At 65.9% G+C, this 24,800-nt stretch carries 23 protein-coding genes and 2 pseudogenes; 14 read left to right on the forward strand and 11 right to left on the reverse strand.

Annotated elements, in window-relative coordinates; translation table 11 throughout:
• Window positions 1–2 precede the first annotated feature (2 nt).
• Window positions 3–803, reverse strand: a complete 801-nt coding sequence (locus BW737_RS00410; protein ID WP_257210298.1) for a carbohydrate ABC transporter permease — start codon at window positions 801–803, stop codon at window positions 3–5.
• Window positions 688–2,226 (reverse strand): ABC transporter substrate-binding protein, encoded by a 1,539-nt coding sequence (locus tag BW737_RS17185; protein WP_257210299.1) that lies wholly within the window; start codon window positions 2,224–2,226, stop codon window positions 688–690. The genes BW737_RS00410 and BW737_RS17185 overlap by 116 nt, the downstream gene beginning before the upstream one ends.
• A 146-nt stretch (window positions 2,227–2,372) precedes the next feature.
• On the opposite strand from BW737_RS17185, the gene BW737_RS17190 reads away from it, so the two are divergent.
• The 3 genes from BW737_RS17190 (at window position 2,373) to BW737_RS00430 (ending at window position 3,851) form a co-directional block, all read left to right on the forward strand.
• Complete coding sequence (locus BW737_RS17190; RefSeq protein WP_257210300.1) at window positions 2,373–3,359, forward strand: ROK family transcriptional regulator; 987 nt, start codon at window positions 2,373–2,375, stop codon at window positions 3,357–3,359.
• Window positions 3,248–3,541 carry an ROK family protein gene (locus tag BW737_RS17195; RefSeq protein WP_257210303.1) on the forward strand — a complete coding sequence of 98 codons (294 nt, stop codon included), beginning with the start codon at window positions 3,248–3,250 and terminating at the stop codon, window positions 3,539–3,541. The genes BW737_RS17190 and BW737_RS17195 overlap by 112 nt, the downstream gene beginning before the upstream one ends.
• 85 nt (window positions 3,542–3,626) lie before the next feature.
• Entirely contained in the window at window positions 3,627–3,851 is a 225-nt protein-coding gene (locus tag BW737_RS00430; protein ID WP_143233201.1) for a hypothetical protein, read from the forward strand.
• Window positions 3,852–4,574: 723 nt separating this feature from the next.
• Here the strand turns inward: BW737_RS00430 and BW737_RS00435 are convergent.
• Complete coding sequence (locus tag BW737_RS00435) at window positions 4,575–5,588, reverse strand: LacI family DNA-binding transcriptional regulator (protein ID WP_086615536.1); 1,014 nt, start codon at window positions 5,586–5,588, stop codon at window positions 4,575–4,577.
• A 632-nt stretch (window positions 5,589–6,220) separates the two neighbouring features.
• Here BW737_RS00435 and BW737_RS16450 point away from each other — a divergent pair.
• From BW737_RS16450 to BW737_RS19225, 8 genes and pseudogenes are all read left to right on the forward strand, one after another.
• Entirely contained in the window at window positions 6,221–7,096 is an 876-nt protein-coding gene (locus BW737_RS16450; protein WP_257210304.1) for an extracellular solute-binding protein, read from the forward strand.
• A gap of 80 nt (window positions 7,097–7,176) precedes the next feature.
• Window positions 7,177–7,614: a carbohydrate ABC transporter permease gene (locus BW737_RS16455; RefSeq protein ID WP_218961714.1), complete on the forward strand. Its 438-nt coding sequence runs from the start codon at window positions 7,177–7,179 to the stop codon at window positions 7,612–7,614.
• A complete protein-coding gene (locus tag BW737_RS16460; RefSeq protein ID WP_218961715.1) occupies window positions 7,611–8,108 on the forward strand; it encodes a carbohydrate ABC transporter permease in 498 nt (165 codons plus the stop codon). The genes BW737_RS16455 and BW737_RS16460 overlap by 4 nt, the downstream gene beginning before the upstream one ends.
• Window positions 8,105–8,926: a carbohydrate ABC transporter permease gene (locus BW737_RS00450; RefSeq protein ID WP_086615537.1), complete on the forward strand. Its 822-nt coding sequence runs from the start codon at window positions 8,105–8,107 to the stop codon at window positions 8,924–8,926. The genes BW737_RS16460 and BW737_RS00450 overlap by 4 nt, the downstream gene beginning before the upstream one ends.
• A 120-nt stretch (window positions 8,927–9,046) precedes the next feature.
• Window positions 9,047–9,841, forward strand: a pseudogene (locus tag BW737_RS19210) (TIM-barrel domain-containing protein); the annotation flags it as partial.
• Window positions 9,842–10,076: 235 nt separating this feature from the next.
• Window positions 10,077–10,448: pseudogene (locus BW737_RS19215) on the forward strand (TIM-barrel domain-containing protein); the annotation flags it as partial.
• Between the two features lie 129 nt (window positions 10,449–10,577).
• Window positions 10,578–11,102: a hypothetical protein gene (locus BW737_RS19220; RefSeq protein ID WP_338063815.1), complete on the forward strand. Its 525-nt coding sequence runs from the start codon at window positions 10,578–10,580 to the stop codon at window positions 11,100–11,102.
• A complete protein-coding gene (locus BW737_RS19225; protein ID WP_338063813.1) occupies window positions 11,099–11,413 on the forward strand; it encodes a hypothetical protein in 315 nt (104 codons plus the stop codon). The genes BW737_RS19220 and BW737_RS19225 overlap by 4 nt, the downstream gene beginning before the upstream one ends.
• Window positions 11,414–11,527: 114 nt before the next feature.
• Here the strand turns inward: BW737_RS19225 and BW737_RS00460 are convergent, their stop codons facing one another.
• The 6 genes from BW737_RS00460 to BW737_RS19680 form a co-directional block, all read right to left on the reverse strand.
• Complete coding sequence (locus BW737_RS00460) at window positions 11,528–12,532, reverse strand: LacI family DNA-binding transcriptional regulator (protein ID WP_086615538.1); 1,005 nt, start codon at window positions 12,530–12,532, stop codon at window positions 11,528–11,530.
• 142 nt (window positions 12,533–12,674) lie between these two features.
• A complete protein-coding gene (locus BW737_RS00465; RefSeq protein ID WP_476723618.1) occupies window positions 12,675–14,285 on the reverse strand; it encodes a glycoside hydrolase family 13 protein in 1,611 nt (536 codons plus the stop codon).
• A 143-nt stretch (window positions 14,286–14,428) separates the two neighbouring features.
• Window positions 14,429–15,304: a carbohydrate ABC transporter permease gene (locus tag BW737_RS00470; RefSeq protein ID WP_086615539.1), complete on the reverse strand. Its 876-nt coding sequence runs from the start codon at window positions 15,302–15,304 to the stop codon at window positions 14,429–14,431.
• Window positions 15,301–16,347 (reverse strand): carbohydrate ABC transporter permease, encoded by a 1,047-nt coding sequence (locus BW737_RS00475; protein WP_086615540.1) that lies wholly within the window; start codon window positions 16,345–16,347, stop codon window positions 15,301–15,303. The genes BW737_RS00470 and BW737_RS00475 overlap by 4 nt, the downstream gene beginning before the upstream one ends.
• A gap of 223 nt (window positions 16,348–16,570) precedes the next feature.
• Complete coding sequence (locus tag BW737_RS19675; RefSeq protein WP_420835687.1) at window positions 16,571–17,125, reverse strand: extracellular solute-binding protein; 555 nt, start codon at window positions 17,123–17,125, stop codon at window positions 16,571–16,573.
• Window positions 17,020–17,583, reverse strand: a complete 564-nt coding sequence (locus BW737_RS19680) for an extracellular solute-binding protein (RefSeq protein ID WP_420835686.1) — start codon at window positions 17,581–17,583, stop codon at window positions 17,020–17,022. The genes BW737_RS19675 and BW737_RS19680 overlap by 106 nt, the downstream gene beginning before the upstream one ends.
• Window positions 17,584–18,107: 524 nt before the next feature.
• Here BW737_RS19680 and BW737_RS17200 point away from each other — a divergent pair.
• The 3 genes from BW737_RS17200 to BW737_RS00490 are packed head-to-tail and all read left to right on the forward strand — an operon-like array spanning window position 18,108 to window position 22,225.
• The gene (locus BW737_RS17200) at window positions 18,108–18,728 is read left to right on the forward strand and encodes an MFS transporter (RefSeq protein ID WP_257210301.1); all 621 of its coding nucleotides are present in this window, start codon (window positions 18,108–18,110) and stop codon (window positions 18,726–18,728) included.
• Entirely contained in the window at window positions 18,719–19,735 is a 1,017-nt protein-coding gene (locus BW737_RS00485; protein WP_257210302.1) for an MFS transporter, read from the forward strand. Before BW737_RS17200 ends, BW737_RS00485 begins: the two co-directional genes overlap by 10 nt.
• A 48-nt stretch (window positions 19,736–19,783) precedes the next feature.
• Complete coding sequence (locus BW737_RS00490; protein WP_086615541.1) at window positions 19,784–22,225, forward strand: glycoside hydrolase family 3 C-terminal domain-containing protein; 2,442 nt, start codon at window positions 19,784–19,786, stop codon at window positions 22,223–22,225.
• A 35-nt stretch (window positions 22,226–22,260) separates the two neighbouring features.
• On the opposite strand, the gene BW737_RS00495 is transcribed toward BW737_RS00490, so the two are convergent.
• Together BW737_RS00495 and BW737_RS00500 are read right to left on the reverse strand one after the other, a co-directional pair.
• Window positions 22,261–23,508, reverse strand: coding sequence for an alpha-amylase family protein (locus tag BW737_RS00495; RefSeq protein WP_086615542.1), 1,248 nt, complete (start codon window positions 23,506–23,508; stop codon window positions 22,261–22,263).
• 167 nt (window positions 23,509–23,675) lie between these two features.
• Window positions 23,676–24,800, reverse strand: a 1,125-nt coding sequence (locus tag BW737_RS00500) for a 3'-5' exonuclease (protein ID WP_180271956.1), incomplete at its 5' end; no start/stop codon positions are given.

Below are 24,800 nucleotides of genomic sequence, written 5' to 3' on the forward strand. Positions count from 1 at the left end.
GATCAGACCCTTTCCTGGCTCTGGGTGAAGCGCAGCTGGGCGAAGGACAGCAGCACCACGATGAGGAAGTAGATGACGCCATTCGCCGTCTGGTAGGCGTACTCGCCGCCCTGGAAGCCGTTCTTGAAAATGAGGTAGGAGATGGACTGAGTGGCTGTGCCCGGGCCACCGGAGGTCAGGGCGACGATCTGGTCGAAAACGCCCAGGAAGTTCTTGAAAGAAAGCACCATGTTGATGCCCAGGTAGGGGATGATCAGCGGCAGGGTCATGGACCACAGCCGCCGCACCGGACCGGCACCGTCGATGGCGGAGGCCTCGTAGATCTCATCGGGCACGGTCTGCAGGCCGGCCAGGTAGATGATCGTGTTATAGGCGACCGCCTGCCACACGCCGACGACGACGATCGCGAGCCAGGCCAGGTCCTCGTTGGCCAGCAGCGAGGTGCTCAGCCACTCCCAGCCCAGGGCCTGCCCGATCTGGGGCAGGTTGTTGGTGAACAGGTAGCTGAAGATGTAGGAGACGACCAGCACCGGCAGAATGTAGGGCACGAAGAACACGCCGCGGAAGAAGGTGCGCGCCTTCATCTTGGAGTTGAGGATGAGGGCCAGCCCCAGGGCGATGATGTTGGTCAGGATGGAGGCTACGATCGAGTACTTGAAGGTGAACAGGTACGAGCCCCAGATGATGTCATCGGAGAACAGGTTCTTGTAGTTGGTCAGGCCGACGAAGTGCCAGTCGCCGTAGCCCTTGAAGTTGGTGAAGGTGTAGAAGACGCCCGTGAGCAGCGGGATCGTCAGCAACACGGTGAAGACGAGCGCTGCCGGGACGAGCATCCAGATGAAGGCCGGGTCGACCTTCTTGGCCTTGTTGTCCTGGATCTTGCGGGGCACGGCCTGCGGGTCTTGGGCCCGCAGCACGGTGGCGGTTTGCGTGGTCATGATGATTCGGTCCTCCTGCCTCAGGCCGTCTCGTTGATGCGACGGACGACCTTGTCCCACTGGCGTCCAGGGTGGTGATGAGCTGGTCCATGTCGCCGTTGAACAGGTACTGCTGTACGTAGGCGTTCAGCGTGATGGCCGGCGGGAAGTTATGGTCGGAGTAGGTGGCCACGCGCCCGGCGTCGAAGTAGGACTGGAGCCCCTCCAGGGCGGGGTCCTGGGCGGACAGCGTGGTCAGGGTCGGGTAGGCGACCTGCTCGTCGCAGTAGGCGGTCATATTCGCCTCATCCATCAGGTACTGGAAGAAGCGCAGATTCTCTTCCAGGTGGGCCGGATTCTCGCCCATAGTCAAGGCCACGTCGACGCCGGAGACCACCTTGGTGTCGGCCGCGTTGTCGGCCGGGGCGGCGAAGGTGCCCAGGTTGATGTCCGGGTTGTAAGAGCGGATGGCGGGGATGGCGTAGGTGCCGTGCCAATACATGGCCGCCTTGCCCTGGGCGAAGCCCTGATTGCCGTCGTTGTAGCCCAGCGCGGCCTTGTCGGCGTTGCCGTACTGGATCGCTTGGTACATCTTCTCGAACACCGGGCTGAGCTCGGCGAAGGAGGTGCCCGAGTCGAGGTCGCGGCGCTGCTCGTACCAAGCGGCGACGCCGTCGGCGAGGAAGGAGCCGGACAGGGAGTTGAAGGCGGGAGCTCCGGTCCAGTTGTCCTTGATGGCCCAGTAGAAGGGGTCGATGCCCTGGGCGGTGAGCTCGTCGCAGACCTCGATGAGCTCGTCCCAGGTGGTCGGCGGCTCCACGCCGGCGGCGTCAAAGACGTCTTTGTTGTAAATGATGCCCGAGCCGTTGTCGGCGAAGGCGACGCCGTTGGTCTGTCCCTCGCCGCCGGTACCGAGCGTGTCCAGGATGGCGGCGATGGACGGGTTCACGCCGTTGAGCAGGTCGGTGCGGTTGAAGTCGTAGAAGATGCCGGTGTCGGCCAGGGCACCGTAATTGTAGTCGCCGTTGATGGTGATCAGGTCCGGGGTGTCGCCCTTGACCAGCCGAGCGCGCAACGAGGTGATGTTGTCGGCCTGGAAGTTCTGGGTGACGACGATGTCCGGGTTGGCGGCGTTGAAGTCCTCGCAGATCTGGTCGAACAGGGTGATGGCCTCACTCTTGAACTGGAACAGCTCCAGGTGGACCTTGCCGTCGCCGGACGAGCAGCCGGCGAGGGTGCCGCCCGTGGCCGCGAGCGCCGCCGCCGTCGCCGTGCCGGCGAGGAAGGAGCGCCTGCTCAGTGCTCTCATGGGTACCTCCGTGCATCCTTGCTGAGGTTGGGTGGGGGGGGTGGGAATGCCACCGGTCGGCGGCAACACAGATTATTCTGCGCCAGAAGAAACATGCATGCAAGCCCACCGGCCATGAGCGTCGCCGAGTCGGGCATGATGGGGCCATGGCCGTCTCAACCGCCACGCCCGGCGTCGATTCACCCGATTCGCCGTGGGCCGACCTCAGCGACACCCAGCGCGAGATCGTATTGGCCCTGCTGCGCCACGGGCGGCTGCTGCGACCCGACATCATGCGCATAGTCGGCATCTCCCCCGGGTCCGTGACCCGGCTGACCACACCCCTGGTGGAGGCAGGACTGCTGACCGTGCACACTCAGCAGGTCGCCGACACCGGCCGACCCCAGTCGCCGCTCGAGGTGCGCGCCGACGCCGAGTCCGTGGTTGGGGTTGGCCTGTCAACGAACCTGCTGACCGCGGTCCTGACCGACCTGCGCCTGGGCGTTCTCGCCACCGTGCGCCGCCCATTGACAGGCCATAGCCCCGTCGACATTATCGGGGAGCTGTCCGCTGCGCTGACCGATCTCGCCGGCGCCGCCACAGACGCCCCGCTGCCCTCCTGCCTGGGGATCAGCCTGGGAGGTACGGCGCGCGATGGGCGCACGGTGGATGAGGCGGTGTTCTACGGCTGGCACCGGGTGCCGCTGGCCGATTTCGTCGAGGCCAGGCTGGGAGTGCCCACCATCATCGGCAATGACCTGACCGCCTTGACGCTGCGGGAGGCCTGGTTCGGAGTGGGACGGGAACATGGCCGTTTCAGCCTGCTCACGGTGGGGGCCGGTATCGGACATGGACTGGTAGTAGACGGGCAGGTAGTGACCAACCCCGACGCCGAGATGGGGCTGCTGGGTATGGTTCCGGTGCCCGACGGCGGTCGGCCGGCCAGTGCCGCCGCGGCAATGGACTGCCTGACTAATGAGGCGATCGAGCGCGCTGGGTGCAACGTGGTCGCAGCTGGCTGGCAGCGGCGGACATCGTCGAGCTGGCAACTGCGGGCGACACCGACGCCGTGGCCCTATGCGCTTCCTACGCGCGCAGGCTGGGGCGCTTGCTGGGCATGGCCGCAGCCTTCACCCTGCCCGAGGTGGTGGTGATCGCAGGCGAACGTGCCGCCATCGCCACGCTATTCGAAGATGAGGTGCAGCAGGGGGTCGCAGCGGTGCGCCGCGCCAGCGCGACTCCGCTCGACGTCGTCGTGCGCGAGCACGATCGGGCCGAATGGGCCACCGGCGCCGCCACCCTGGCCCTGCGCGCCCGCGTCCTCGGCGAGCTATGATTCACGTCACGCCAATAAGGCCGCGACTACATCGCGGTCCAAGACGAAGACTTCACCACATCCAAACCAAAAGACCTTGTCGGAAGTGACTGCTATGGGCAGCGGGTCGAGTAACTCCAAGTCGCGCTTCACGTTGCACGTCCTGGCAACGTTCATAGTTGCCGTTGTGGTCTGCGGCGTCTTTGCGGCGCTGGGACGCGGCGACAACATCCCCCTGGTCCTCGTTGCCGCGCCCATCGTCGGCGTTCTCGACGCTGGCGCCCTGAAGCTGAGGCACAACCACGACGTCGATGGTGACCGACGCGAGTGAGGCAGGCTCTGGCGGCGGCCTCCGGTATCAGCTAGGCGCCGGCCCGAGCGTCCCTTCCTCCTGCCAGACGACCGGAAGCACGGTTTGCCGCGGCCCGTGCGCTATGGCGAGGTGCGCACGGCGGATCAGGCCCAGCGATTCGTCTGCTCGGGCTGACGGTTCGTGCCTTGGCCTGACGGTTCGTGTGTTCTGGTCGACGATTCGGCACTTGCCACGACGGTTCGCACGGTAGGTGTACGAATCGTCGTCGTTCATGCCGAATCGTCGGTGCTAGGTGACGAACCGTCACCGGAACACACGAACCCTCCACCCCTCGACGACGTCCCTGTCTGTCCAACAACGTCCTCACCGACCCGACCACGACCACCACACAGCAACCCCAGCCCACACCACCACACCCACAAACACGAAGAACTCTGCAAGTGACGGCGCGTTCCTCAAATGGTGTCACGCAGCCGCAAGATTTCCTCCGTGAGGCGACGCCGAAGCTCCCGATGAGCCACACCCAGCGCGTATGCCGAACTGATCCAGGACGACCGCGGATACAGCCACACCGGTACAGACCTTCTCTACCGCACTGGCCACGAGGTCGACATCGGCCAAGAAGGCAACTCATTTCAGCCATTCTTTACTCTCCCATAGTCTGGCAGGCAGTCCACGGTTTGGCCGGAGCATTCTCGGCCGCAGCAGGACGCCTCCTATTAATGCCGTCATACGCGCGACTCAAATCGGTGCTGGCCCAAGTGTTCCCCCCTCCTGCCAAGCTACCGGCAGTACGGTCTGCCGCGGGGTGCCGTCGCCGTCGCGCAGCTCATCCAGCAGGAAGTCGACGGCAGTGGTGGCCTTGTCCCTTATTGGCTGACGTACCGTGGTCAGAGGCGGCTCCAAGTAGCGGGCCAGGTCCAGCCCGTCGAACCCGACCACGGAGACATCCTCGGGCACCCGCCGCCCCGCCTTCCGCAGTCCTGCGACCACACCGAGGGCCAGCACGTCACCGGAGGCGAAGACGGCGGTTACGACGGGATCTCGCTCCACGATCCTGCTCGCGACACCAGCACCCTCATCGAAGTCGACTTCGCTGAGCAGCACATCCTCTCTTGCGATGCCGCCGCCATAGACGGCTAGCCCCTCGCGCAGACCGCGCAGGCGCTCGCGCACAACCCCAGGGATGTCAACCGTGGGCCCAACGAAGGCCACGCGCCGATGGCCCGCGGTCCCAAGCCGCTCACCCGCCATCCGCGCGCCGACGGCATCGCCAACGTTCACTTGGGAGACTCCCTCAGCCTCCTGGTATGCGTCGATGAACACCGCAGGTACGCCGGAGCGCTCCAAGAACTCGCCCGGCAACATCCGGGTGGTGGCCATGACGATCGCACCGGCAACGTTCCATGAGCGCATCTGGGCGACCGTGTCCTCCGCCTTCGATGCGCCGCAAAGCATAAGGGCATAGCCCTGTGCCCGCGCCGCCTGCTCGCACACGCCCACGAACATCGACTCATACGGAGACTCCAAAGCCGGACGTCCCGGAACCGCCTCATAAACCAAGGCGAGGATCCGCGAGGACGAGACCGCCAAAGACCGGGCCGCGGCGCTGGGCACGTACCCCAGGGCGGCAATTGCCTCCCGGACGCGGGCAATCGTCGGCTCGGAGACCTTGCCGGTGCGGCCGTTGATGACGTTCGACACCGTCATAGCACTCACGCCGGCGCGCGCCGCCACGTCTCGCAAGGTCGCCATGAACCACTCCTGCCTGCTAGCAACATCTTGACGGTCGTACTTCCCGCCGATACAGTGTATGACGTTTACCGGTAAACCTAACGCCGGTACCGACGAAGGACTCTACGATGCACACTCCCTCCCCCAGGGCAATCTCCCGCCGCGGCTTCATCGCTGCCGGAACCAGCGCCGCACTGTTGACCACCCTCGCAGCTTGCGGCGGCGAAAATAAGACCGCGACAGTCCAGGACACCCTAGCCGCCAAGGGCCTCGAGATTCAGGGCGACCACTTGACCTACGACCCGAACACCCTGGTGAACCAGGCGCCCCCATCACTATCGAGTGGTGGCTGTGGGATGGCGATGAGAAGTTCAAGGCATTTGCCGACGCCTACAGCGAGATCCACCCCAACGTTGAGATCAAGATCGTAAACCAGGCCTGGGACGACTATTGGACCAAGCTACCTCTAGCCCTCCAGGGTGAGGACGGCCCGGCCCTGTTCAACATCCACAATTCCTACCACGAGAACATCCTGCCCTATTGCGAAGCTTACGACATGGACCTGGATAGTCTCTCCCAGGACTTCGTCGGAGTCGACGGTCATGTCATCGAAGGCTCGGTTTACTACATCGACTACGGCTCATGACCGGCTGATCTTCTACAACAAAGCGATGTGGGAGGCTGCCGGACTGACGGAAGACGATATCCCGACGACATGGGACGACTTCCGTGAGATAGCGAAGAAACTCACCGTGCGTGACGGCAACTCGTTCCAACAGGCCGGATTCAACTTCAATGACAGCCTCTACCTCATGCTGCTGGGGAAGCACTACCAGTCGGGATACAACTTGTTCAACGCTTCCGGAACCTCCGTGCAGGTTGACAACGAAGTAATGAAGTCCGATTTCCAGTACTTCAAGGACCTTTACGACGTAGACCAGGTGGGATCGCCGGACTTCGGCCCCAATGCGCAGGAGGCCTTTGGGCAAGGCCTGTCCGCCATGCACTACTCGTGGGGACACCTGTACGGCACGATGGCCAACGATTACCCCGAAATCGAGTTCGGCACCTTCCAGTTCCCGGTCAACGACGCCGACCAGACCCCCTACGCATACGACCGCTACAACGGAGAATCCACTCCCGGCATCAATAAGAACGCCTCTGACGGCGCACGCGAAGTCGCCCAGGACTTCCTAAAGTTCTTCCTGACAAGCAACGATCTGCTCGTCGACCTCTGCCTCAACTACAGTCTCTTCCCGTCGTCGGTCGCACTCGCCGACAACGCCGAGATCAAGGAGCACCCCGTCACCAGCGTCCTCGGATCGATTGACCGTTACGTATGGCCCGGCCCGATGCCTGCCACCGTTGAAGACAACATGAACATCGCCGTGTCCGACGTGCTTTACAACGGCGTTGCCATCTCCGAGGCCTTGACCACCGCAAAGGCGACCATCGACGCCGACATCGCCAAGAGCGACTTCATGTCCGTTGAGAACCTTTACGCCCACGCCGACGAGCTGGTCGGCTAGCACCCGGCTCACCCGGCCAGACGCCACCTGAAGGAGGACGGGTGGGCGGGGAAGGCGCCACTCCCCGCCCACCTATCGTCATGAGCAAACAAATATCAGCGGCCGCCTCGTCGTCCCCATCCCCCACTGTCACGCGGCACCGCCGTACCTACAAGGGAGAAAGAAGCCTTCGCAACAGTGTCGTTGCCCTGATCGTCCTGTTCAACGCCGTGCTGCTGGTCTACCCGATAGGTAAGGCGTTCTCAGGTTCCTTTCACCAATGGAACCCACTGAACGGCACCTATAAGTGGGTCGGCACACAAAACTACTCCGACCTCTTCAGGGACCCGGCTTTTTGGACCTCCCTCACCAATACCCTGTACTTCTCGGTCGTAGTAATCATCCTGCGAGTCGGTCTGGGCCTGGCACTCGCCTACGCCATATGGTCGAAGGTGACTCGTCATAAGACTCTCTTCCGCACCATATTCTATATGCCCACGGTCACTCCGATGGTGCTGTCGCCTACGTGTGGAAGATGATGTACAACCCCCAAATCGGCATCTTTCACAGCTTCCTCAACATAGACATCAATTGGCTGTACAACTCGCACTGGGCCTTGCCCGCGATCATGCTCATGACGGTGTGGAAGGACTTCGGCTACGCGGTCATCCTCTTTCTATCCGCACTGCACTCCCTGCCCGAGGACGCTCTCGAGGCCGCCAGCGTTGACGGAGCAAGTTCATGGAAGCGTTTCCGCCACATCATTTGGCCCCTGCTGCGTCCGATGACCATATTCGTAGTAATCACCTCCCTCATAAGCTACGCGCAAGCCTATGTTCAAATCCTCATCATGACCCAAGGTGGCCCAGGAAAGTCCACGTTCCTCATTTCATACATTATCTTTGACGAGGCCTTCCAGCAGTACGACTTCGGGTACGCGTCCGCGATTGCGTTCGTACTTCTGGTTATCACCGCGGCGCTTACCGCGATGTCATTCGGCCTCAACTCACGGAGCTCGGGAGGCCAGCGATGACCAAGCGCATCCAAACCCTCGTCCTCGAGGCGCTCCTGCTCATTGTCGGCATCACGACCGTGTTCCCGTTCGTGTGGATGCTGTTTTCGGCATTCAAGCCCAATTCGGAGATCCGCGCACTCGACCAGACGCTCCTTCCACGGGAGTGGACGCTTGATAACTTCCTGAGTCTGCAGGACAAGTTCGACTTCATCCGCTTCTTCGCGAACTCGCTTGGCATAGCGCTCGTCGTCACCGGAGTAACCATATACACCAGCTGCCTGTGCGGCTTCGTGCTCGCCAAGTACCGCTTCCCCGGCCGTAACGCCATTTTCGGTTTCATCCTCGGCACGATGATGATTCCCTGGGCCGTGACCATCATCCCGCGTTACACCATGTTCGCCGCATGGGGTCTGCGTGACAACTATCTATCGCTGATCCTGCCGGCAGCGATGAGCGGCTTCGGCATCTTCATGATGCGACAGTCGATGGATGACATACCCGACGCGGTCCTCGAGGCGGCGCGCATAGACGGCGCAAGCGAGATCTACATCTTCCACCGCATAGTTCTGCCAATGAGCCGTAATCCCATCTCGGCACTCGCGATCTTCCAGTTCCTGTGGGCCTGGGAGGACTACCTGTGGCCATACCTCATGATTGACAATGAGAAGATGCAGGTTCTCGCGGTCGGGCTTACTACCTTCAACGGGCGCTACGGCACCGACTATGGTGGCCTGTTCGCCGCCACTACGATTTCGGTCATCCCCGTTCTCGTGGTTTATCTTATCTTCCAGAAACGCTTCATCGCCGGTGCCGCTGCCGCGGCAGTAAAGGGCTGATTACATGGCTTCCCCCCTCTCATCCGCTTCAACCGACCTCCGTCCAGCACCTGCCCCGGTCGCGCCGTCGTCGCCGGCGCCGACTACCGCTTTACGGTGCTGACCTCGCGGCTGATCCGCATGGAGTACTCCCACGCCGGCAACTTCGTGGACGCCGCCACCCAGCTGGTGGTCTCCCGGGACCTCGGCCCGGTACCGCAGTTCGAAGTGCGCCGCAGCGAGAACCGTATCGAGATCATCACCGAGCACTTGCATCTGACCTACCTGCCCGCGCGCGGCTTTTCCCGCTCCGGACTCAGCGTCACCCTGCGCACCGCCGTCATTGGCGCCCACGGAGGCACCTGGCGCTACGGGGACCGCTGGGACCCGGATGAGCTCTACCGCACCAACTTGGGTGGCACGGTCCGCACGCTCGACACCGTGGACGGCGCCACTCCGGTACAGCCCGGTCTGCTGTCAATTACCGGGCAGTCGGTCGTCGACGACTCCGGCTCGCTGCTCATTCAGGAGGACGAGTGGGTGCGCCCGCGCCCGCACTCCGACGCCGCTAACACCGCAAGCGCCCCGGATAGGGACCTGTACTTCTTCGGCTACGGGCAGGACTATCAGGCGGCCCTGCGTGACTTCTTTGTTCTGACCGGCCCCACCCCGCTGATCCCGCGGGCGCTGCTGGGCAACTGGTGGAGCCGCTTCCACAGGTACTCCGCGGAGTCCTACCTGGCGCTCATGGACCGCTTCGCCGCCGAGCAGCTGCCCTTTTCCGTGGCCGTGATCGACATGGACTGGCACCTGGTGGACATCGACCCGGCGATCGGCAATGGCTGGACCGGATACACCTGGAACCGGGAGCTGTTCCCGGACCCGGAGCGTTTCCTGGCGGCGCTGCATGAGCGCGGCATGCAGGTGACGCTCAATCTGCACCCTGCCTCCGGCATCCGCCGCCACGAGGACGCCTACGCCCCCGTGGCCCGCGCGCTGGGACTGGATCCCGCCACGGGTGCGGACATCCCCTTCAACATCGGGGATAAGGCCTTCACCGCCGCCTACCTCGAGCACGCCCACCACACCCTGGAGGATCAGGCGTCGACTTCTGGTGGCTTGACTGGCAGCAGGGAGGCGACACCGACATTCCGGGACTGGACCGCTGTGGATGCTCAACCACGTCCACTACCTCGACTCCGGCCGCGAGCGCAGCGGCCCCGGGCAAAGCACCTACCGGCGTCGGCCCATCACCTTCTCCCGGTTCGCCGACGCCTCCAGCCACCGCACCCCGATCGGCTTCTCCGGGGACACGGTCACCACCTGGGAGTCGTTGCGGTTCCAGCCAGAATTCACCGCCACCTCTGCGAACATCGGTTACTACTGGTGGTCCAACGACATCGGCGGGCACATGCTCGGTGTCAAGGACGATCAGATGGCTGCCCGCTGGGTACAGCTGGGCTGCTTCTCCCCCATCAACCGCATGCACTCCACCATGTCGGTGTTCAACTCCAAGGAGCCGTGGCGCTACTCCCGCGACGCCCGGGCGACCATGAATGCCTATCTGCGGCTGCGGCACCGACTCGTGCCCTACTTGTACACCTGGGCCCGGCGGGCGCACACCGAGGGCATCGGTCCGGTGCGGCCCGTCTATCACGACCACCCCTGGCGCATGGGCTCCTATGACAACCGCAATGAGTTCCTGTTCGGGGACCTGCTGGTCATGCCGATCACCCGCCCCGCCGACCGGGCTTCGCGCCTGGCCCGGGAAGAGGCGTGGCTGCCGCAGGGCACCTGGTTCGATCTGCCGACCGGACGCCGTTACGACGCCGCTGCCGCCGATGGCCGCATGCTCACCCTCTCCCGGCCGCTGGAGCAGGTACCCGTGCTGGCGCGCGCCGGCTCGGTGATCGTGGGCGCCGAGGACCTTACCGAACCGGCCGGCGACAACCCGCGCCATCTCTCCGTACTGGTGGTGCCTGGGGCCGACGGCGAGTTCTTGCTCGAGGAGGACGATGGCTCCGCCGACCCCGGTCCTGACGCCGTGGTGCGCACACGCTTCGCCCTCGCCTGGGACGAGGCGGCCGGCTCGGCCCGCTGGATATCAACCAGGAGGGTCCGGACGGCGTCGTGCCGGACGAGCGAGAGATCACCGTGCATCTACTGTCCGTCGGCGGCCCGGTCACGGCCCGCATGAACGGCACCGAAGCACCGGTGAGCGTGCGCGAGGCCGACGGTTTCACCCTCGGCGGCGGCATGGACGTCTCCCTGGGCACGGTACGCCCGGCCGACCGCGTCGTGCTCGAGCTGTCGGGAGTGAGCACGCAGCCGCCGGCGCTGGCAGACGAGGTCTTCCGAATGCTTGAGCCCGCTCAGATGTCCTACGTGGCCAAGGACCGGGCCTGGGGCGTGGTCTCTTCCGGGGCCACCGGTGGCGAACTCATCGGTGGACTGCGGGCGGCGGGCCTACCTGAAGACCTCCTGGCCGCGGTCAGCGAGGTCGCCTGAACGAGCGTTCTCGGGCCCGTCGCGTCTCCTTCCAGCACCCGTGTCGCGGTCGGTCGCTGTGACGACCGACCGCGGTACGTCATTAGTGCCGGTACCGGCAGCGGTCTGGGTGGACTAGGCGGGGTGGGGCGGGGCGGTGGAGCCGTGATCGATGAGGCGGGGGGCGACCAGTTCCACACCGGACATGGTTTCGCCCTCCAGGGATTGCAGCAGCAGGCCGCCGGCTTTGCTACCAAGTGCCGGGCGATCCACCCCCACCTCGGTCACCAACTCTCCACTCTGGGTGCGGGCCACGGTCAGGCCGACCGACACGGCGGACAGATCCCCCGGCAGAGACAATCCGCGCGCCCAGGCCGCCGCGATCACCCCCTCGAGTGCATGGGGATTGTTGGAGACAACGGCGGTGCAGCCCTCAGGGAGCCCGGCGGCATCTACCTCGCGAGCGCCGGCGATGACGTTGTCGGGACAGGAACGGAAAACGGCCTTCACCCCATGTCTGCGGGCCGCCGAGCGCACCGCCCGGCTCTGCGCCATATAGGCGTTTGAGCGATCGGCGTGCACGTCGCGCATGAGGAACAGGATGCGGCGGTGCCCCAAGTCAACCAGGTGGCGCACGCCCAGGTCGGCCATCTGGTCGAAGTCTGCGTCTACTCCAGGAGCGCCGTCGGTGCGGTGGGAGGTGCCGATCAGCACGGTCGGCACACTTTCATTCAGCAGGTATTCCTCGCGCTCGTCATCGGGGGCGACGTCCATCAGCACGGCTGCGTCCAGGGCTCGGGATCGCACCAGCCCCTCCAGCGCGAGTCCGCTGGAGCGTCGTCCTACGGGCACGAACACCTGAATGCCGAGCGGCTCCACGCTCTCGCGCAGACCCTCGACGTACTCCAGGTCGTTGGCGTCGATCCCGGAGCGCTGCATGCGGAACAGCACTCCAACCGTGCGCACCGAACGGGCCGCCAGCAGGGACGCGTGACGATTGGGCCGGTACCCGAGCTCGTCAATTGCACGCTGCACGCGTTCCCGGGTGGCGCGGGTAGTGGAGCGCTGTCCCGTCAGCACATAGGTGACGGTTGACGGGGAGACCCCGGCGAGGCGCGCGACATCGGCACGGGTGGCCATGCCTCCTCCTTCCGGGGCAACCTGTTACCCCTCCCTGCGTCGCCTCATGCGGCCAGCCATAGCGTTGCATTCGCCGGAATGGTGACGGCATCCAGGTGCGCACCCATATGTCCATTCCAAGACTGCACCAGCACGGTACCCGTCAGGGGCAGCGTGGCCTCCTCGCTCCCCATATTGATAACGACGGTGACCTCGCCGTTGCGGAAGGCGAGCACCGTCTCGGGCATGCCCTCCAGCCATTCGACGCCGCCACGGCCCAGGCGCCACTCGCGTCGAGCGGCGATGGCGCGCCGGTACATGGACAAGGTGGAATCGGGGTCCTTCTCCTGGATGGCGGGGGCATAGGTGCCCCAGCCTCCGGCTGCGGGAGCCAAGTCCGCCCGGTGCTGTTGAAGCCGCAAGTCGGTCCGTCGGCGGCCCAGGGCAATGGCACCCGGCATCCGTCGCGCCCACGCGTGCGCTTGCCGGTGCGCAACCAGGCCGGGTCCTGCCGGGCGGCATCATCCATGGTGGTGTGCTCGGGCAGGCCGAGCTCCTCCCCCTGGAACATGTACATGCCGCCGGGCAGCCCCAGGGCGAACAGGGTGGCGGCCCGGGCCTTGAACAGCCCCAGGGTGGCGTCCGGCTGCGGGTCTTCGGCGCCAATGCCATCGTCCGGTTCCATCCCCGGGGGAAAGCCGAAACGAGTGGCGTGACGCACGACATCGTGATTCGACAGCACCCAGGTCGTGGGCGCACCGACGACCGCATTGGCGGCCATGGAGGTATCGATGACCCGCCGCAGGTGCGGCGCCCTCCAAGGGGACTTGAGGTAGTCGAAGTTGAAGGCCTGGCTCATCTCGTCCTCGCGGACGTACTTGGCCATCTGCTCGGGCGGGTCCACCCAGGCCTCGGCCACCAGCAGGATGTCGGGGCGGATGCCGCCCAGCACGCGCCGCCAGTCGCGGTAGATCTCATGCACGCCGGGCTGGTCGAACATGGGGCCATTGTCGGCGGTCTTGGGGCGGGAGCCTTCCTCATCGGCGGGGACGCCACGCCAGCGGTCGGCGCCCAGGGCGTCGTCGGGCAGGCCGGGGGCCTTGACCAGGCCGTGGGCGACGTCCACGCGGAAGCCGTCCACGCCGTGGCCAGCCCAAAAACGCAGGAACTCACGGAACATCTCGTGCACGTCGGGGTGGTCCCAGTTGAAGTCTGGTTGTTCGGCGGCGAACAGGTGCAGGTACCACCAGTCGCGGTCCTCCTGCCGGCCGGTCAGGGGTTCGACCTGGGTCCACGCCGGGCCGCCGAACAGGCTGCCCCAGTTGTTGGGCGGTCCATCCGGGCTGTGACGGAAGATGTAGCGCTCGCGCTCCGGTGAGCCGGGACCCGCCTGAAGCGCCGCGCGGAACCAGGCGTGTTGGTCTGAGGAGTGGTTGGGGACCAGGTCGACGACCACCTTGATGCCGACGGCGCGGGCGGCGGCCACCATGGCGTCGAAGTCCGCCAGCGTGCCGTATTCGGGGGCGACGTCGAAGTAGTCGGCGACGTCATATCCGGCGTCGACCTGCGGGGAGGGATAGAAGGGCGAGAGCCAGATGGCGTCGATTCCCAGAGCGGCCAGGTGGTCCATGTGGGAGGTGATGCCGGGCAGGTCGCCCAGGCCGTCGCCGTCGGAGTCGGCGAAGGAGCGGGGATAGATCTGATAGATCACTGCGTCGCGCCACCAGGCGTCCTGGTCGTTGCGCACGGCGGCTATGGGAGCGAGCGAGGTCATGAGGTCTTCTGGTCCTGGAACGGGGCAAGCCCGGGAACTACGGCCCCGGGCACGGGTGAATGGTACATACACTAGAACAGAGCGAAAAACCGGGAACGGTGGGTGGGTGCGCACGGCGACTGCGCACCCACCCACCGTCCACGTCACTGCTTGAGTCCGCCGGCAGCCAGGCCGGCAACAATGCGGCGCTGGAAGATCAGCACCATGATCACCAGCGGCAGTGTCATGATCACGCCTGCGGCCATCTGCGAGCCGAACGGGGTGTTGAACTGGGACGCGCCGGTGAACTTCGACAGCAGCACGGTGGCCGGCTGCATGGCCGGGTTGTTGATCATGGTGACGGCCACCAGGAACTCGTTCCACGCGCCGATGAAGATGATGATGGCGGTGGTAAAGATGCCGGGCGCGGCGATCGGCAAAATGACCTTGCGGAACGCCTGCCCGGGGGTACAGCCGTCAACCATGGCGGACTGCTCCAACTCCTGCGGCATCTGCCGGAAGAAGCTGGTGAGGTTCCACACCGCCAGCGGCAGCGAGAACGACAGGTCCGGGATGATCATGGCCTGGTAGGTGTTGATCCAGCCCCAGGCGGAGAAGTTCTTCAGCAGCGGCACAATGATGGCCACCAGCGGGAACATCGAGGTGGCCAGCACCACCAGCAGCAGCACCCCCTTGCCGCGGAAATCCAGGCGGGCCAATGCGTAGGAGGCGAAGGTGGCAATCGCCAGGGCGACGACGGTGACCACGATCGACACAATGAGCGAGTTGACCAGCCCCTGGCCGAAGTTGTTCTTGGAGGAGAACACGGCCTGGTAGTTCTCGAATGACACGTGCCTGGGCCACCAGGTGTTCTCGAAGATCTCGGTGTCCGGCCGCAGCGAGGACACCACCATCCAGTAGAACGGGGCGAGGCAGTAAATGACGATGAGCACAATACCGAGGGTCGAGAAGCCGCCGGCCCAGTCGATCTTCCTCCGGGGTCGTGCACTGACTGGTGTTGACGCAATTGCTGCGCTCATGACGCGCTCCTCTCATCGGGCTCGGCGCCGCTCGCCCCTACGGCGGCCGCGAAGGGGCTGCGTCGCGGCAGAAAGACGGCGGCGGGCAACTTGCGCCGCCGCCTGCCACCGGTGCGCGGGGCGGTGGCCCCCAGGTCGGCGTGGGTGATCCGGGTGAAGGCGAAGGCGAAGATGAACACGTACAGGAACAGGATGAGCGCGTACGCGGCCGCCGAGCCGTAGCGCAGGTTGGAGGCCTCGTCCTGGACGAGCATGGAGATCGTCTCGACCGACCCCTTGCGTGGACCGATGAGGATATAGGGCAGGTCGAACATGCGCAGCGCGTCCAGGGCGCGGAACAGCACCGCGACAACCAGCGCCGGCTTGACCAGCGGCAGCGTGATCCGGGTGAACCGCTTCCAGGCGTTCGCGCCGTCGATCTTGGCGGCCTCATACACCTCGTCTGGAATGACCTGCAACCCGGCGAGCGTGAGCAGCCCGATGTAGGGGGCGGTCTTCCACACGTCGGCGATGATGATGGCCAGCTTGGCGGTGGCGTTGCCGGAGGCCCACATGATGTGCTGCCCCAGGATGGCGTTGGCCACGCCGTTCTGGTTGAAGATCCAGCCCCACAGGATGGCCGAGACGGCGGTGGGGATCGCCCATGGCACCAGGATGGCCGCGCGGACGAATCCGCGCCCGCGCATGGCCCGGTGCATGATCAGCGCCATTGCCACGCCGAGGATGGTCTCCAGCACGACGGTGACCACGCCGAACAGCGTGGTGTTCCAGGCGGCGGTCCAGAAGCGGGCCCCGGCGTCGGTGAAGATGGCGGTGTAGTTGTCCAGCCCGATGAAGGGCTCGACATCGGAGACGAATCCGGTTTCGGGGTCGAGCCCGGCCTTGCCGTACAGGGACTGCCGCAATGACTGGAAGACGGGGAGGATGATGACGATCGTCAGGACGAGGATCGTCGGGGTGATCAGCAACCACGCCAGGCGCGCCTGCGCCCGGCTGGATTTGGACCGGCGGTTTACGTCCGGCATGTAGGTATTAGCGCTCATTGCCTGTGTCGTCCCTACTCTCTGAGCTCGCCGTGCGCAGCCGGTGGGGTGGGTGCTCCCCTCTCCCCCAACCGGTTGCGCACGGCCACGGAACCCTGAGAAGCAGCAGTGTCGGCTGTTTCTCAGGACAGGGCCTTGAGCGCGGTCTCCAGGTTGCTGATGGCCTCCTCTGCCGTGACCTGCTGCTGCACCGCCGGGTAGAGGGCGTCCTGGATCGCGGCGGTCACGTCACCATAGGAAACGGCCTTCGGCCGCCCCTTGGCGGAGTCGAGGGACTCGCGCAGCGTGGCAGGTAGGGGAACTGCTCGAGCATCTCGGAGTCCTCGTACAGCGAGCCGAGGATGGGCGCGAGGGTCTGAGTCTCCAGCGCGTACTTCTCAGACTCTTGGCTGGTCCACCACTGAACGAACTTCAACGCCGTCGCCTTGTTCTTCGAATACGCGGAGATACCGCAGTTGTGCCCGCCCAGGGTGGGCACGAAGTCCTTGCCGTCGATGGTGGGCAGCGCTGCAACGCCGAATTTCTCCTCCCCGAGGGCGGCTACGTTGTTGGCGTACTGGTAGGGCCACTGGCGGTAGAAGAGCAGGTCTCCGGACTCGAAGGCGTTGCGGCCGTCCTCCTCCTTCCATTCCAAAGCCTCGGTGGGGATGTAGCCGTCCTTGAAGCCGTCGATCAGAACCTGTAGGCCGGCGATGGCCTCCGGGGAGTTGATGGTGACGTTGCCTCGTCGTCGTAGAAGGAGCCACCCGCAGTGTTGATGAACTCGCTGGCGCAGCAGGTCAGGCCCTCGTACTTGGCAAACTGGCCACCGAATCCGCCGATGGTCTCATGCCCCGGCAGGGCGCGCACGGCGTCGATGGCGGACTTGACCTCGTCCCAGGTGGTGGGGACCTCGACGCCGGCTTCCTCAAGGAAGTCCTTGCGGTAGAACATGATGGAGGAGTCAGTGACGAAGGGCATGGCGTACAGGGTGTCCCGGTACATTCCGGTCTCCCACACCGACTCGATGATGTCGTCGCCCTTCAGCTCGTCCGCGGGCAGCGGGACAACCCACTGGTTGGCGGCGAACTCAGCCACCCACACGAGGTCGATCGAGATCACGTCGTAGGCGTCGGACTGGGTCTGCGCGTTGTTGATGAGCGACTGCCGTTGCTGATCAGCCTCTGCCGAGAGCTCGATCAGCGTGACCGTCTCATCGGGGTAGAGCTCGTTCCACTGATCAATGCGCTCTTGCACCTTGCCGTCCGAGTTGTCCTTGCCCTGTACCCAGGTGATCGGCCCGGTGCCGGTGAAGTCTGCTGCCGAGCGCCGACGGAGCAGAGCCGCCCGAGCCGCCCGAGCCGCTGCCGGAACAGGCGGCCGCAGCGGAGAGGGCCGCGACGACAGCGGACCCCTGAATGAAACGGCGCCTGGGAAGCCGAGGAGAATTGGATGCCATGTGCTGTTCCTCCTTGAAACGCCACCTGCGGGCATGACGTCCGTGTCATGTGGGAACCCACTGTCGACGCGCGTGACTCGATGGCCTCGACAATGTTAGCCAGTTCTCATCGCGCGGCCAACCATCAGAAGCCGCCACAACCATTCGATACCCTATCGTTATCCAGCGTTCAGTCAGTCCATCCACGTCTGAAGGTGCACAACGCCTCGCCCCTACGCATTTCTCATACCCACCGCCTGTTTGCCAGAATTTGTTGCGCGGCACGCCCTTCCCGTTCCGGACCCCTCCCCACCTGGCGCGCCGCGAGGAGATATTCAGGGCAATGAGCAGTACCCCCGCACCCGGCGCATCGGCGAGCGAGCATGCAGACGCACAGGCGATCTCCAGCGCCGTCGAGGGCATGACCTTCCGCCCCGACCGGCGGTTCTGGGTCGTCTACATCTGCCTGATGATGGTCCAGTTCCTCACCGCGATGTACCACACGGTGGTCGCAACCGCACTTCCAACCGTGATCGGTGACCTCGGCGGCGTGGCGCACATGTCCTGGGCTATCACCGCCTACACACTCGGACAGACCCTGGCCATGCCGATCAACGGAAAGCTCGGCGACCTGGTGGGCCGCAAGCAGCTCTATCTGCTGGCCATCGCCCTATTCGTAGGAGGATCCGCACTGTGCGGTCTGACGAGCGACATGTTTGAGTTCACCGTTTTCCGCTTCGTTCAGGGATTGGGCGGCGGCGGCCTCATGATCTGCTCCCAGGCCATCACCGGGGACATCATCCCGCCGCGCGTGCGCGGCACCTACATGGCCCCCATGGGCGCAATGTTCGGCATCGCCGCCATCCTCGGCCCACTCCTGGGCGGCTGGCTCTCCGACTGGCTGGGGTGGCGCTGGATCTTCTGGTTCTTCCTGCCCTTCGGCCTGTTCGCTGGGTGGCCGTAGCCATCGCGCTGCGCATGCCCCGACGCAGCTCCTCCTTCAGCATTGACTGGGCGGGGCTGGCACTGACCGGCGTCGGCGCCGCGGGAATCGTGCTCATCGCCACCTGGGGCGGAAGCACGTACGCCTGGAACAGCCCCGTGATTCTGGGGCTAATCGGCGTCACCCTGGCCTCATGGGCAGTGGTCGTCCCCGTCGAGCGGCGGGCGGCCGACCCGATTCTGCCGCTGCAGGTACTCACAAACCACACCTTCATCATCGCCACCGTGGTCTCGGTGCTCATGGCCGCATGCATGTTCGGAATGAACGGCTACCTGCCCACCTACCTGCAGATGGTCCACGGCGTCTCCGCCACCATGTCCGGCCTGCTGTTGGTTCCCGGCAGCGTCGGCATGTTCACCGGCTCGCTCCTGTCGGGCATGCTGGTCACCCGCACCGGCCGCTACAAGCCCTTCCCGATCATCGGATCACTGCTGGCCGCATCCGGCATGGCCATGCTGGGGCTGCTTCCCGCCAACACTCACGTGGCCTGGACGGGCGTAGCGGTATTCATCCTCGAGATCGGCATCGGTCTGTTCCTGCAGCTGAGCGTCCTGGTCATTCAGAACGCCCTGCCGGCGTCCATGCTCGGCACCTCCACCTCCACCAACAACTTCTTCCGGGAGATCGGGGTATCGATCGGCAACACGATCGTAGGCGTGCTGTTCACCGGCCGACTGACCGCGTCCCTGCTCGCCCTGGGTTTCGACTCGCAGAAGGCCGCCTCTATCACTCCGGCCGTTGCCCGGAGCCTGAACGCGGCCACCGGTGCCGCCGTGATCGACGCCTACCATCACGCACTCGCCCCCGTATTGCTCTCCCTGGCCCCGGTGCTGCTGCTTGCGGCGGCCATCGCCGTCCTGTTCAGGCCGATTCCGCTGTCGACCAAGACCGGCCTGGAACAGCTGGAGGAAGAGCTTGCCGAGGAGGGCACCGAACGCACCTATCGCGCCGAACACTCGGACAGTTAGGCTTTCTCCGACAACGCAGTCCGCCTGCCTTCACGGAGAGCAACCGCCATGACCGTCAACACCACCAGCGAGGTCGCCCAGGGATTCACCAGTGCCGCCGCCGACGCCGACCGCTCCTACGATCCACGGCTCGCGGAGCTGGCCCGCAGAGCGGCCGCCGCGGGCACCGTCCTGCTCACCAACGACGGCGTCCTCCCCCTTTCCCCCGCCGAGCCGGTGGCGGTGTTCGGCCGCGTGCAGATCGACTGGTTCGCTGTTGGCTACGGCTCGGGCGGCGACGTCAACGCCGTGTACACCACCAACCTCCTGGGCAGCCTGGTGGAGCAGGGAGTGGCTGTTGACGCGGAGCTGGCCTCCACCTACCGGCAGTGGTGCAACACGCAAGAGCCGCCCACCGAGGAGTGGGGCAACTGGCCGCGCTTCTACCCGGAGATGGAGGTTGACGAGGAGCTGGTATCCGCGGCCGCCTCCCGGGCCCGCACCGCCGTCGTCGTGATCGGCCGGGCCGCCGGCGAGGACCGGGAGAATGTGCTGGAGCCCGGCGGCTACTACCTCACCGACACCGAACACACCCTGCTGGAGCGGGTCACCGCGCATTTCGAGAGCACGGTGGTGATTGTCAACTCCGGCAATGTCATGGACCTGTCCTGGGCCGAGGAACTGGGCGTGTCCGCCCTGCTGCTGGCCTGGCCCGGCGGCATGGAGGGCGGCCGGGCCGTGGCCGACGTGCTCACCGGGATCGCCGAGCCGGGCGGCCGCCTTACCGATACCATTGCCCGCGCCTATGCGGATTACCCGTCGGCTGGGAACTTCGGAGGCCAGGAGTTCAACAACTATGCCGAGGACGTGTTCGTCGGCTACCGCTACTTCGAGACCTTCGCACCCGAGAAGGTGCTGTTCCCCTTCGGGCACGGCCTGGGCTACACCTCCTTCGACCTGAGCCAGGCGCACCTGGACGCCGCCTCCGCCGACACCGATGTCACCGTGTGGGTGCGGGTTGCCAACACCGGGCCGCGGCCGGGAGCCACGGTGGTGCAGGTCTACCGGGGCGCACCCGCCGTCGGCACCCTGCCGCGCCCATCCCGTGAATTGGTCGCTTTCACCCGCACCCGCGTGATCGCCCCGGGTGAGGCCCAGGAGGTAACGGTCTCCTTCCCGCGGGAGCGCCTGGCCGCCTTCGACGACGACGGCCGGAGCGGTCACGCCCACGCCTGGGTGATCGAGGCCGGCACCTACCCGGTACACGTGGGCACCTCGGTGCGGCAGACCATCGAAGCCGGCGCCGTCGTCGTGGAGGAGACCGAGGTGGTCGAGCAGCTCCAGGAGGCGCTCGCCCCCAACCCCGCGGTTCCCTTCGACCGTATGACCGTGGCCCGTGACGCGGACGGCCGGGCGCGCGTCGGCTGGGAGGCCGTCCCCACGGCTACCGTCGATCTGCGCGAGCGGATCCTGGCGCACCTGCCGGAGCCGATTGAGCCCACGGGTGACGTCGGCATTCGGTTCAGTGACGTGGTCGCCGGGCGGGCCTCCCTGGAGGCATTCGTGGCCCAGTTGGACGTGGAGGACCTCGCGCAATTGACCTACGGGGATGTGGAAATGAACTCCCCGCTGGGCGCGCCGGGCAACGCCGGGGCCTTCGGGGGTCTTACCGAGCATCTGCGCGCGCTCGGCATCCCCCCGGTGATCACCACCGACGGTCCCTCCGGGATCCGGGTATCCGCCTACGCCAGTCTGCTGCCCTGCGGCACCGCCCTGGCCTCCACCTGGGACGAGGCACTGCTGGAGGAGCTGGCCACCCTGCACGGCCAGGAGATGCTGCGCAAGGGCTCGGACGTGTTGCTGGCACCGGGTATGAACATCCACCGCGACCCGCTGTGCGGACGCAACTTCGAGTACTACTCGGAGGACCCACTGCTGACCGGGATGGCGGCGGCCGCCGTCGTGCGCGGCATCCAGTCGCAGGGCGTGTCCGCCTGTCCCAAGCACTTCGCGTGCAATAACCAGGAGACCAACCGCATCTACAACGACTCGCGCGTCTCCGTCCGAGCGCTGCGGGAGATCTACCTGCGCGGCTTCCGCATCTGCGTACAGGAGGCGGGTCCGTTCAACATCATGACCAGCTACAACCAGGTCAACGGCCAGTGGGCCCACTACAACTACGACCTGGTGACCACCATCCTGCGCGGCGAATGGGGGTACCGGGGCAATGTGATTACCGACTGGTGGATGCGCTACGCGCCGGACCCGATCTTCCCGCGGCTGCAGGACTCCGCCACCCGGGTGCGGGCGGGCGTGGACGTGCTCATGCCCGGTGGCGTCACCTGGTCCTCGAAGCGCGCCGACGGCCATGACGACGCCGTCCTGGCCGGATACTCACCGGACGACACTAGCGGCGAGCACCTCACCCTGGGGGAGCTGCAGCAAACCGCGCTGCACGTGCTGCGCATGGCTGCCACTACCCCGGCCGCCCGGGCGGCTGCCGAGGCCTGAGCCGCAATACCCGAACGGCGAAGGGCGGTGCCTCGTCAGTTGCCAGCGCCCCCGACCCGCAGCACCTGCCCGTCGGGAGCGGTGACCGTAGCAGTCGGAGTCGGCTCCAGGCGCAGCTCGACGCCAAGCCGCTGCCCATTACGACCCACCGTGTCGTAGCTGTAGGCACGGTTGTCCAGGTGACGGGTCACCGTCGTGGCGGTGGCCAGCCATGGGTTGCGGCGGCGCAGGGCGATCAGTTCCTGGTGCAGGCGCAGCATCGGTGCCCCCAGGGGTGAGAGCTGCGCGGGGTAGGCCGGGAAGGCGGGCCGTACCTCGTCGTCGCCGCCCAGCCGCTCCGTCTTCTCGCCGCGGAAGGCCTGCTCGTCCCCGTAGTAGATGGCGGGGGTACCGCCGACGGTCAGCAGCAGCGCCACGGCCAGGGCCGCCTTGGCGTCCCCGATCTTGCTGGCAATGCGGGTGACGTCGTGGTTGCCGACGAAGGTCATGGGGGTGAAGGCGGCCAGCAGCTTGTTGTGCCGCTTGAGGCACCAGTCGAGCTCGTAGAAGTTCTCATCCAGCAGGGAGCTCCAGATCGCTTTCCACAGCTCGTACTGGGTCACCGAGTCCATGCCGGAGCGGGCCACGATATCGGCGTAATCGCCGTGGATCACCTCCCCCATGAACCAGGCCTCGGGGAACTCCTCGCGCACGCCCGGCAGCACCCGCGCCCAGAACTCCGGTGGCACGGCGTAGGCGGCGTCCAGGCGCCAGGCCATGGCCCCGCGGCGCAGCCAGTGGCGCATCACGTCGGAAACCAGGTCGATGACGGCGTCGGAGTCGTGGTTGAGGGCGGCCAGGCCCCGGTGGCCCTCGAAATCCTGGTGGACCACGCCATCCTCGGTGTGCTCCAGGCGGAAGAGCTCCTGCGCCCGCGCCTCCCCGGCGATGGCGGCGCGGAAGCGGGGGTGACCGGTGCCGACGTGGTTGAACACGCCGTCGAGCATGACGTTGATACCGCGCCTACGGCAGGCGGCGATCAGCCGGTCGAAGGCGGCGTCATCGCCCAGACGTGGGTCGATGGAGTAGAAGTCGACCGTGTCATAGCCGTGGGTCTCGGAGGCGAAGATCGGGCCGAGTGCGAGCCCGTTGGCGCCCAGCTCGATCAGGTAGTCCAGCCACGGCTCCAGAGCGTCCAACCTAGGGGTGAGCTTCCGTTCCGCTTCTGTGGGCCGGACCGGTGCGCCTGTGAAGCCCAGCGGGTAGACGTGCCACCAGATACAGGAATCACTCCATGCGGACACCGATACTCCTAAGCGGGATTCCAACTGGGACCTGTCTGGTTCCCGAATCCGCCACGGCTTTCCAAGCCGGGGCCACACTCCGGGCGACAGCGATCACCTTAACATTACGGTCCCGTGCAGGAGACTCCGCCACGGTGGCATGTCACCGGCAGGCAAAAGTCTTCGGCTCAGATCTTCTCCACGGGCGCCAGGCGCAGCATGAGCCGTTTGGTGGCCGGGGCGCCGTCGATAATAAACTCCACGCGCGCGACGGTGGAACGGCCCGTGCCCTCGACGGCGATCACGCTACCCTCCCCGTAGGTCTTGTGGCGCACCCGGTCGCCAGTCTTGAGCCCGGCGACCGCCTCGGGCAGAGCCGCATCCGAGGCCTCGGACTCGGACTGCGCCCCCAGCCTCACAGGTTTGCCACGCGCCGCCAAGCGCTTGGCGCGGCGGGCTTCGGCCCGGTCCTTGGGCGTCTCCACCCGGCCCAGCTTGCCGGTGCGCGTATGCCTACCGGAGCCAATGGCGGGGGCGAAGTCGCCGTCGTCGTCGGGGACTTCCTCGGTGCGACGCCCGTAACCGCGGCGCGTCCCAAAGCCGCCCTCGTCCCAGGAGGCGCCCCAGCCGGTGCCGCCGCCGCGCAGCGCGTCCATGGAGGAGGCCACGCGCTTCCACTCGATCGTGTCTTCGGGGACGTCGTCGAGGAAACGGGAGGGCGGCATGGCGGTGGCGGCGCCCCAGGCGGAGCGCACCGCGGCACGAGTCAGGTACAGGCGCTCCCGGGCACGAGTGACGGCCACGTAGGCCAGGCGGCGCTCCTCGGCCAGCTCGGTCTCGTCGGCCAGTGAGCGCGAGTGGGGGAAGGTGCCGTCCTCCAGGCCGGTGACGAACACGACCGGGAACTCCAGCCCCTTGGCGGTGTGCACGGTCATCAGGGTGACCTGCCCCTGCTCGCGGGCCTGGGCCTCCGCCTCGGCCTGGTCGGCGACATCGGCACTGGGCGGCAGCTGGTCGGAGTCGGCCACCAGCGAGACCCGTTCCAGGAAGTCGGCGAGCGTCCCGTCGGGGTTGGCGGCCTGAAAGTCGGAGGCGACGGCGTGCAGCTCGGCCAGGTTCTCCACGCGGCTGGCGTCCTGCGGGTCGTCGCTGGCGCGCAGCTCGGCCAGGTAGCCGGAGGCGTCCAGGGCGGCGTCGAGGATGTCGGCCACCCCGTCACCGGCGTCGCGCCCGTGCCGCAGGGAGGTGAGCAGCTCGTGGAAGCCGGTCACCTGCCGGACGGCGCGCGTGGTCAGCCCCGACGACGGCGGGCG

It is taken from the genome of Actinomyces ruminis (assembly GCF_002154335.2).
Classification (GTDB): Bacteria; Actinomycetota; Actinomycetes; order Actinomycetales; family Actinomycetaceae; genus Actinomyces; species Actinomyces ruminis.

Coding starts and splice junctions, on each gene's coding strand:
- BW737_RS17185 (WP_257210299.1), bottom strand. CDS start 2,226: ATGAGAGCACTGAGCAGGCGCTCCTTCCTCGCCGGCACGGCGACGGCG.
- BW737_RS17190 (WP_257210300.1), top strand. CDS start 2,373: ATGGCCGTCTCAACCGCCACGCCCGGCGTCGATTCACCCGATTCGCCG.
- BW737_RS00435 (WP_086615536.1), bottom strand. CDS start 5,588: ATGGCGACCTTGCGAGACGTGGCGGCGCGCGCCGGCGTGAGTGCTATG.
- BW737_RS16455 (WP_218961714.1), top strand. CDS start 7,177: ATGAGCAAACAAATATCAGCGGCCGCCTCGTCGTCCCCATCCCCCACT.
- BW737_RS16460 (WP_218961715.1), top strand. CDS start 7,611: ATGATGTACAACCCCCAAATCGGCATCTTTCACAGCTTCCTCAACATA.
- BW737_RS00450 (WP_086615537.1), top strand. CDS start 8,105: ATGACCAAGCGCATCCAAACCCTCGTCCTCGAGGCGCTCCTGCTCATT.
- BW737_RS19220 (WP_338063815.1), top strand. CDS start 10,578: ATGGGCTCCTATGACAACCGCAATGAGTTCCTGTTCGGGGACCTGCTG.
- BW737_RS19225 (WP_338063813.1), top strand. CDS start 11,099: ATGAACGGCACCGAAGCACCGGTGAGCGTGCGCGAGGCCGACGGTTTC.
- BW737_RS00460 (WP_086615538.1), bottom strand. CDS start 12,532: ATGGCCACCCGTGCCGATGTCGCGCGCCTCGCCGGGGTCTCCCCGTCA.
- BW737_RS00465 (WP_476723618.1), bottom strand. CDS start 14,285: ATGACCTCGCTCGCTCCCATAGCCGCCGTGCGCAACGACCAGGACGCC.
- BW737_RS00470 (WP_086615539.1), bottom strand. CDS start 15,304: ATGAGCGCAGCAATTGCGTCAACACCAGTCAGTGCACGACCCCGGAGG.
- BW737_RS00475 (WP_086615540.1), bottom strand. CDS start 16,347: ATGAGCGCTAATACCTACATGCCGGACGTAAACCGCCGGTCCAAATCC.
- BW737_RS17200 (WP_257210301.1), top strand. CDS start 18,108: ATGAGCAGTACCCCCGCACCCGGCGCATCGGCGAGCGAGCATGCAGAC.
- BW737_RS00490 (WP_086615541.1), top strand. CDS start 19,784: ATGACCGTCAACACCACCAGCGAGGTCGCCCAGGGATTCACCAGTGCC.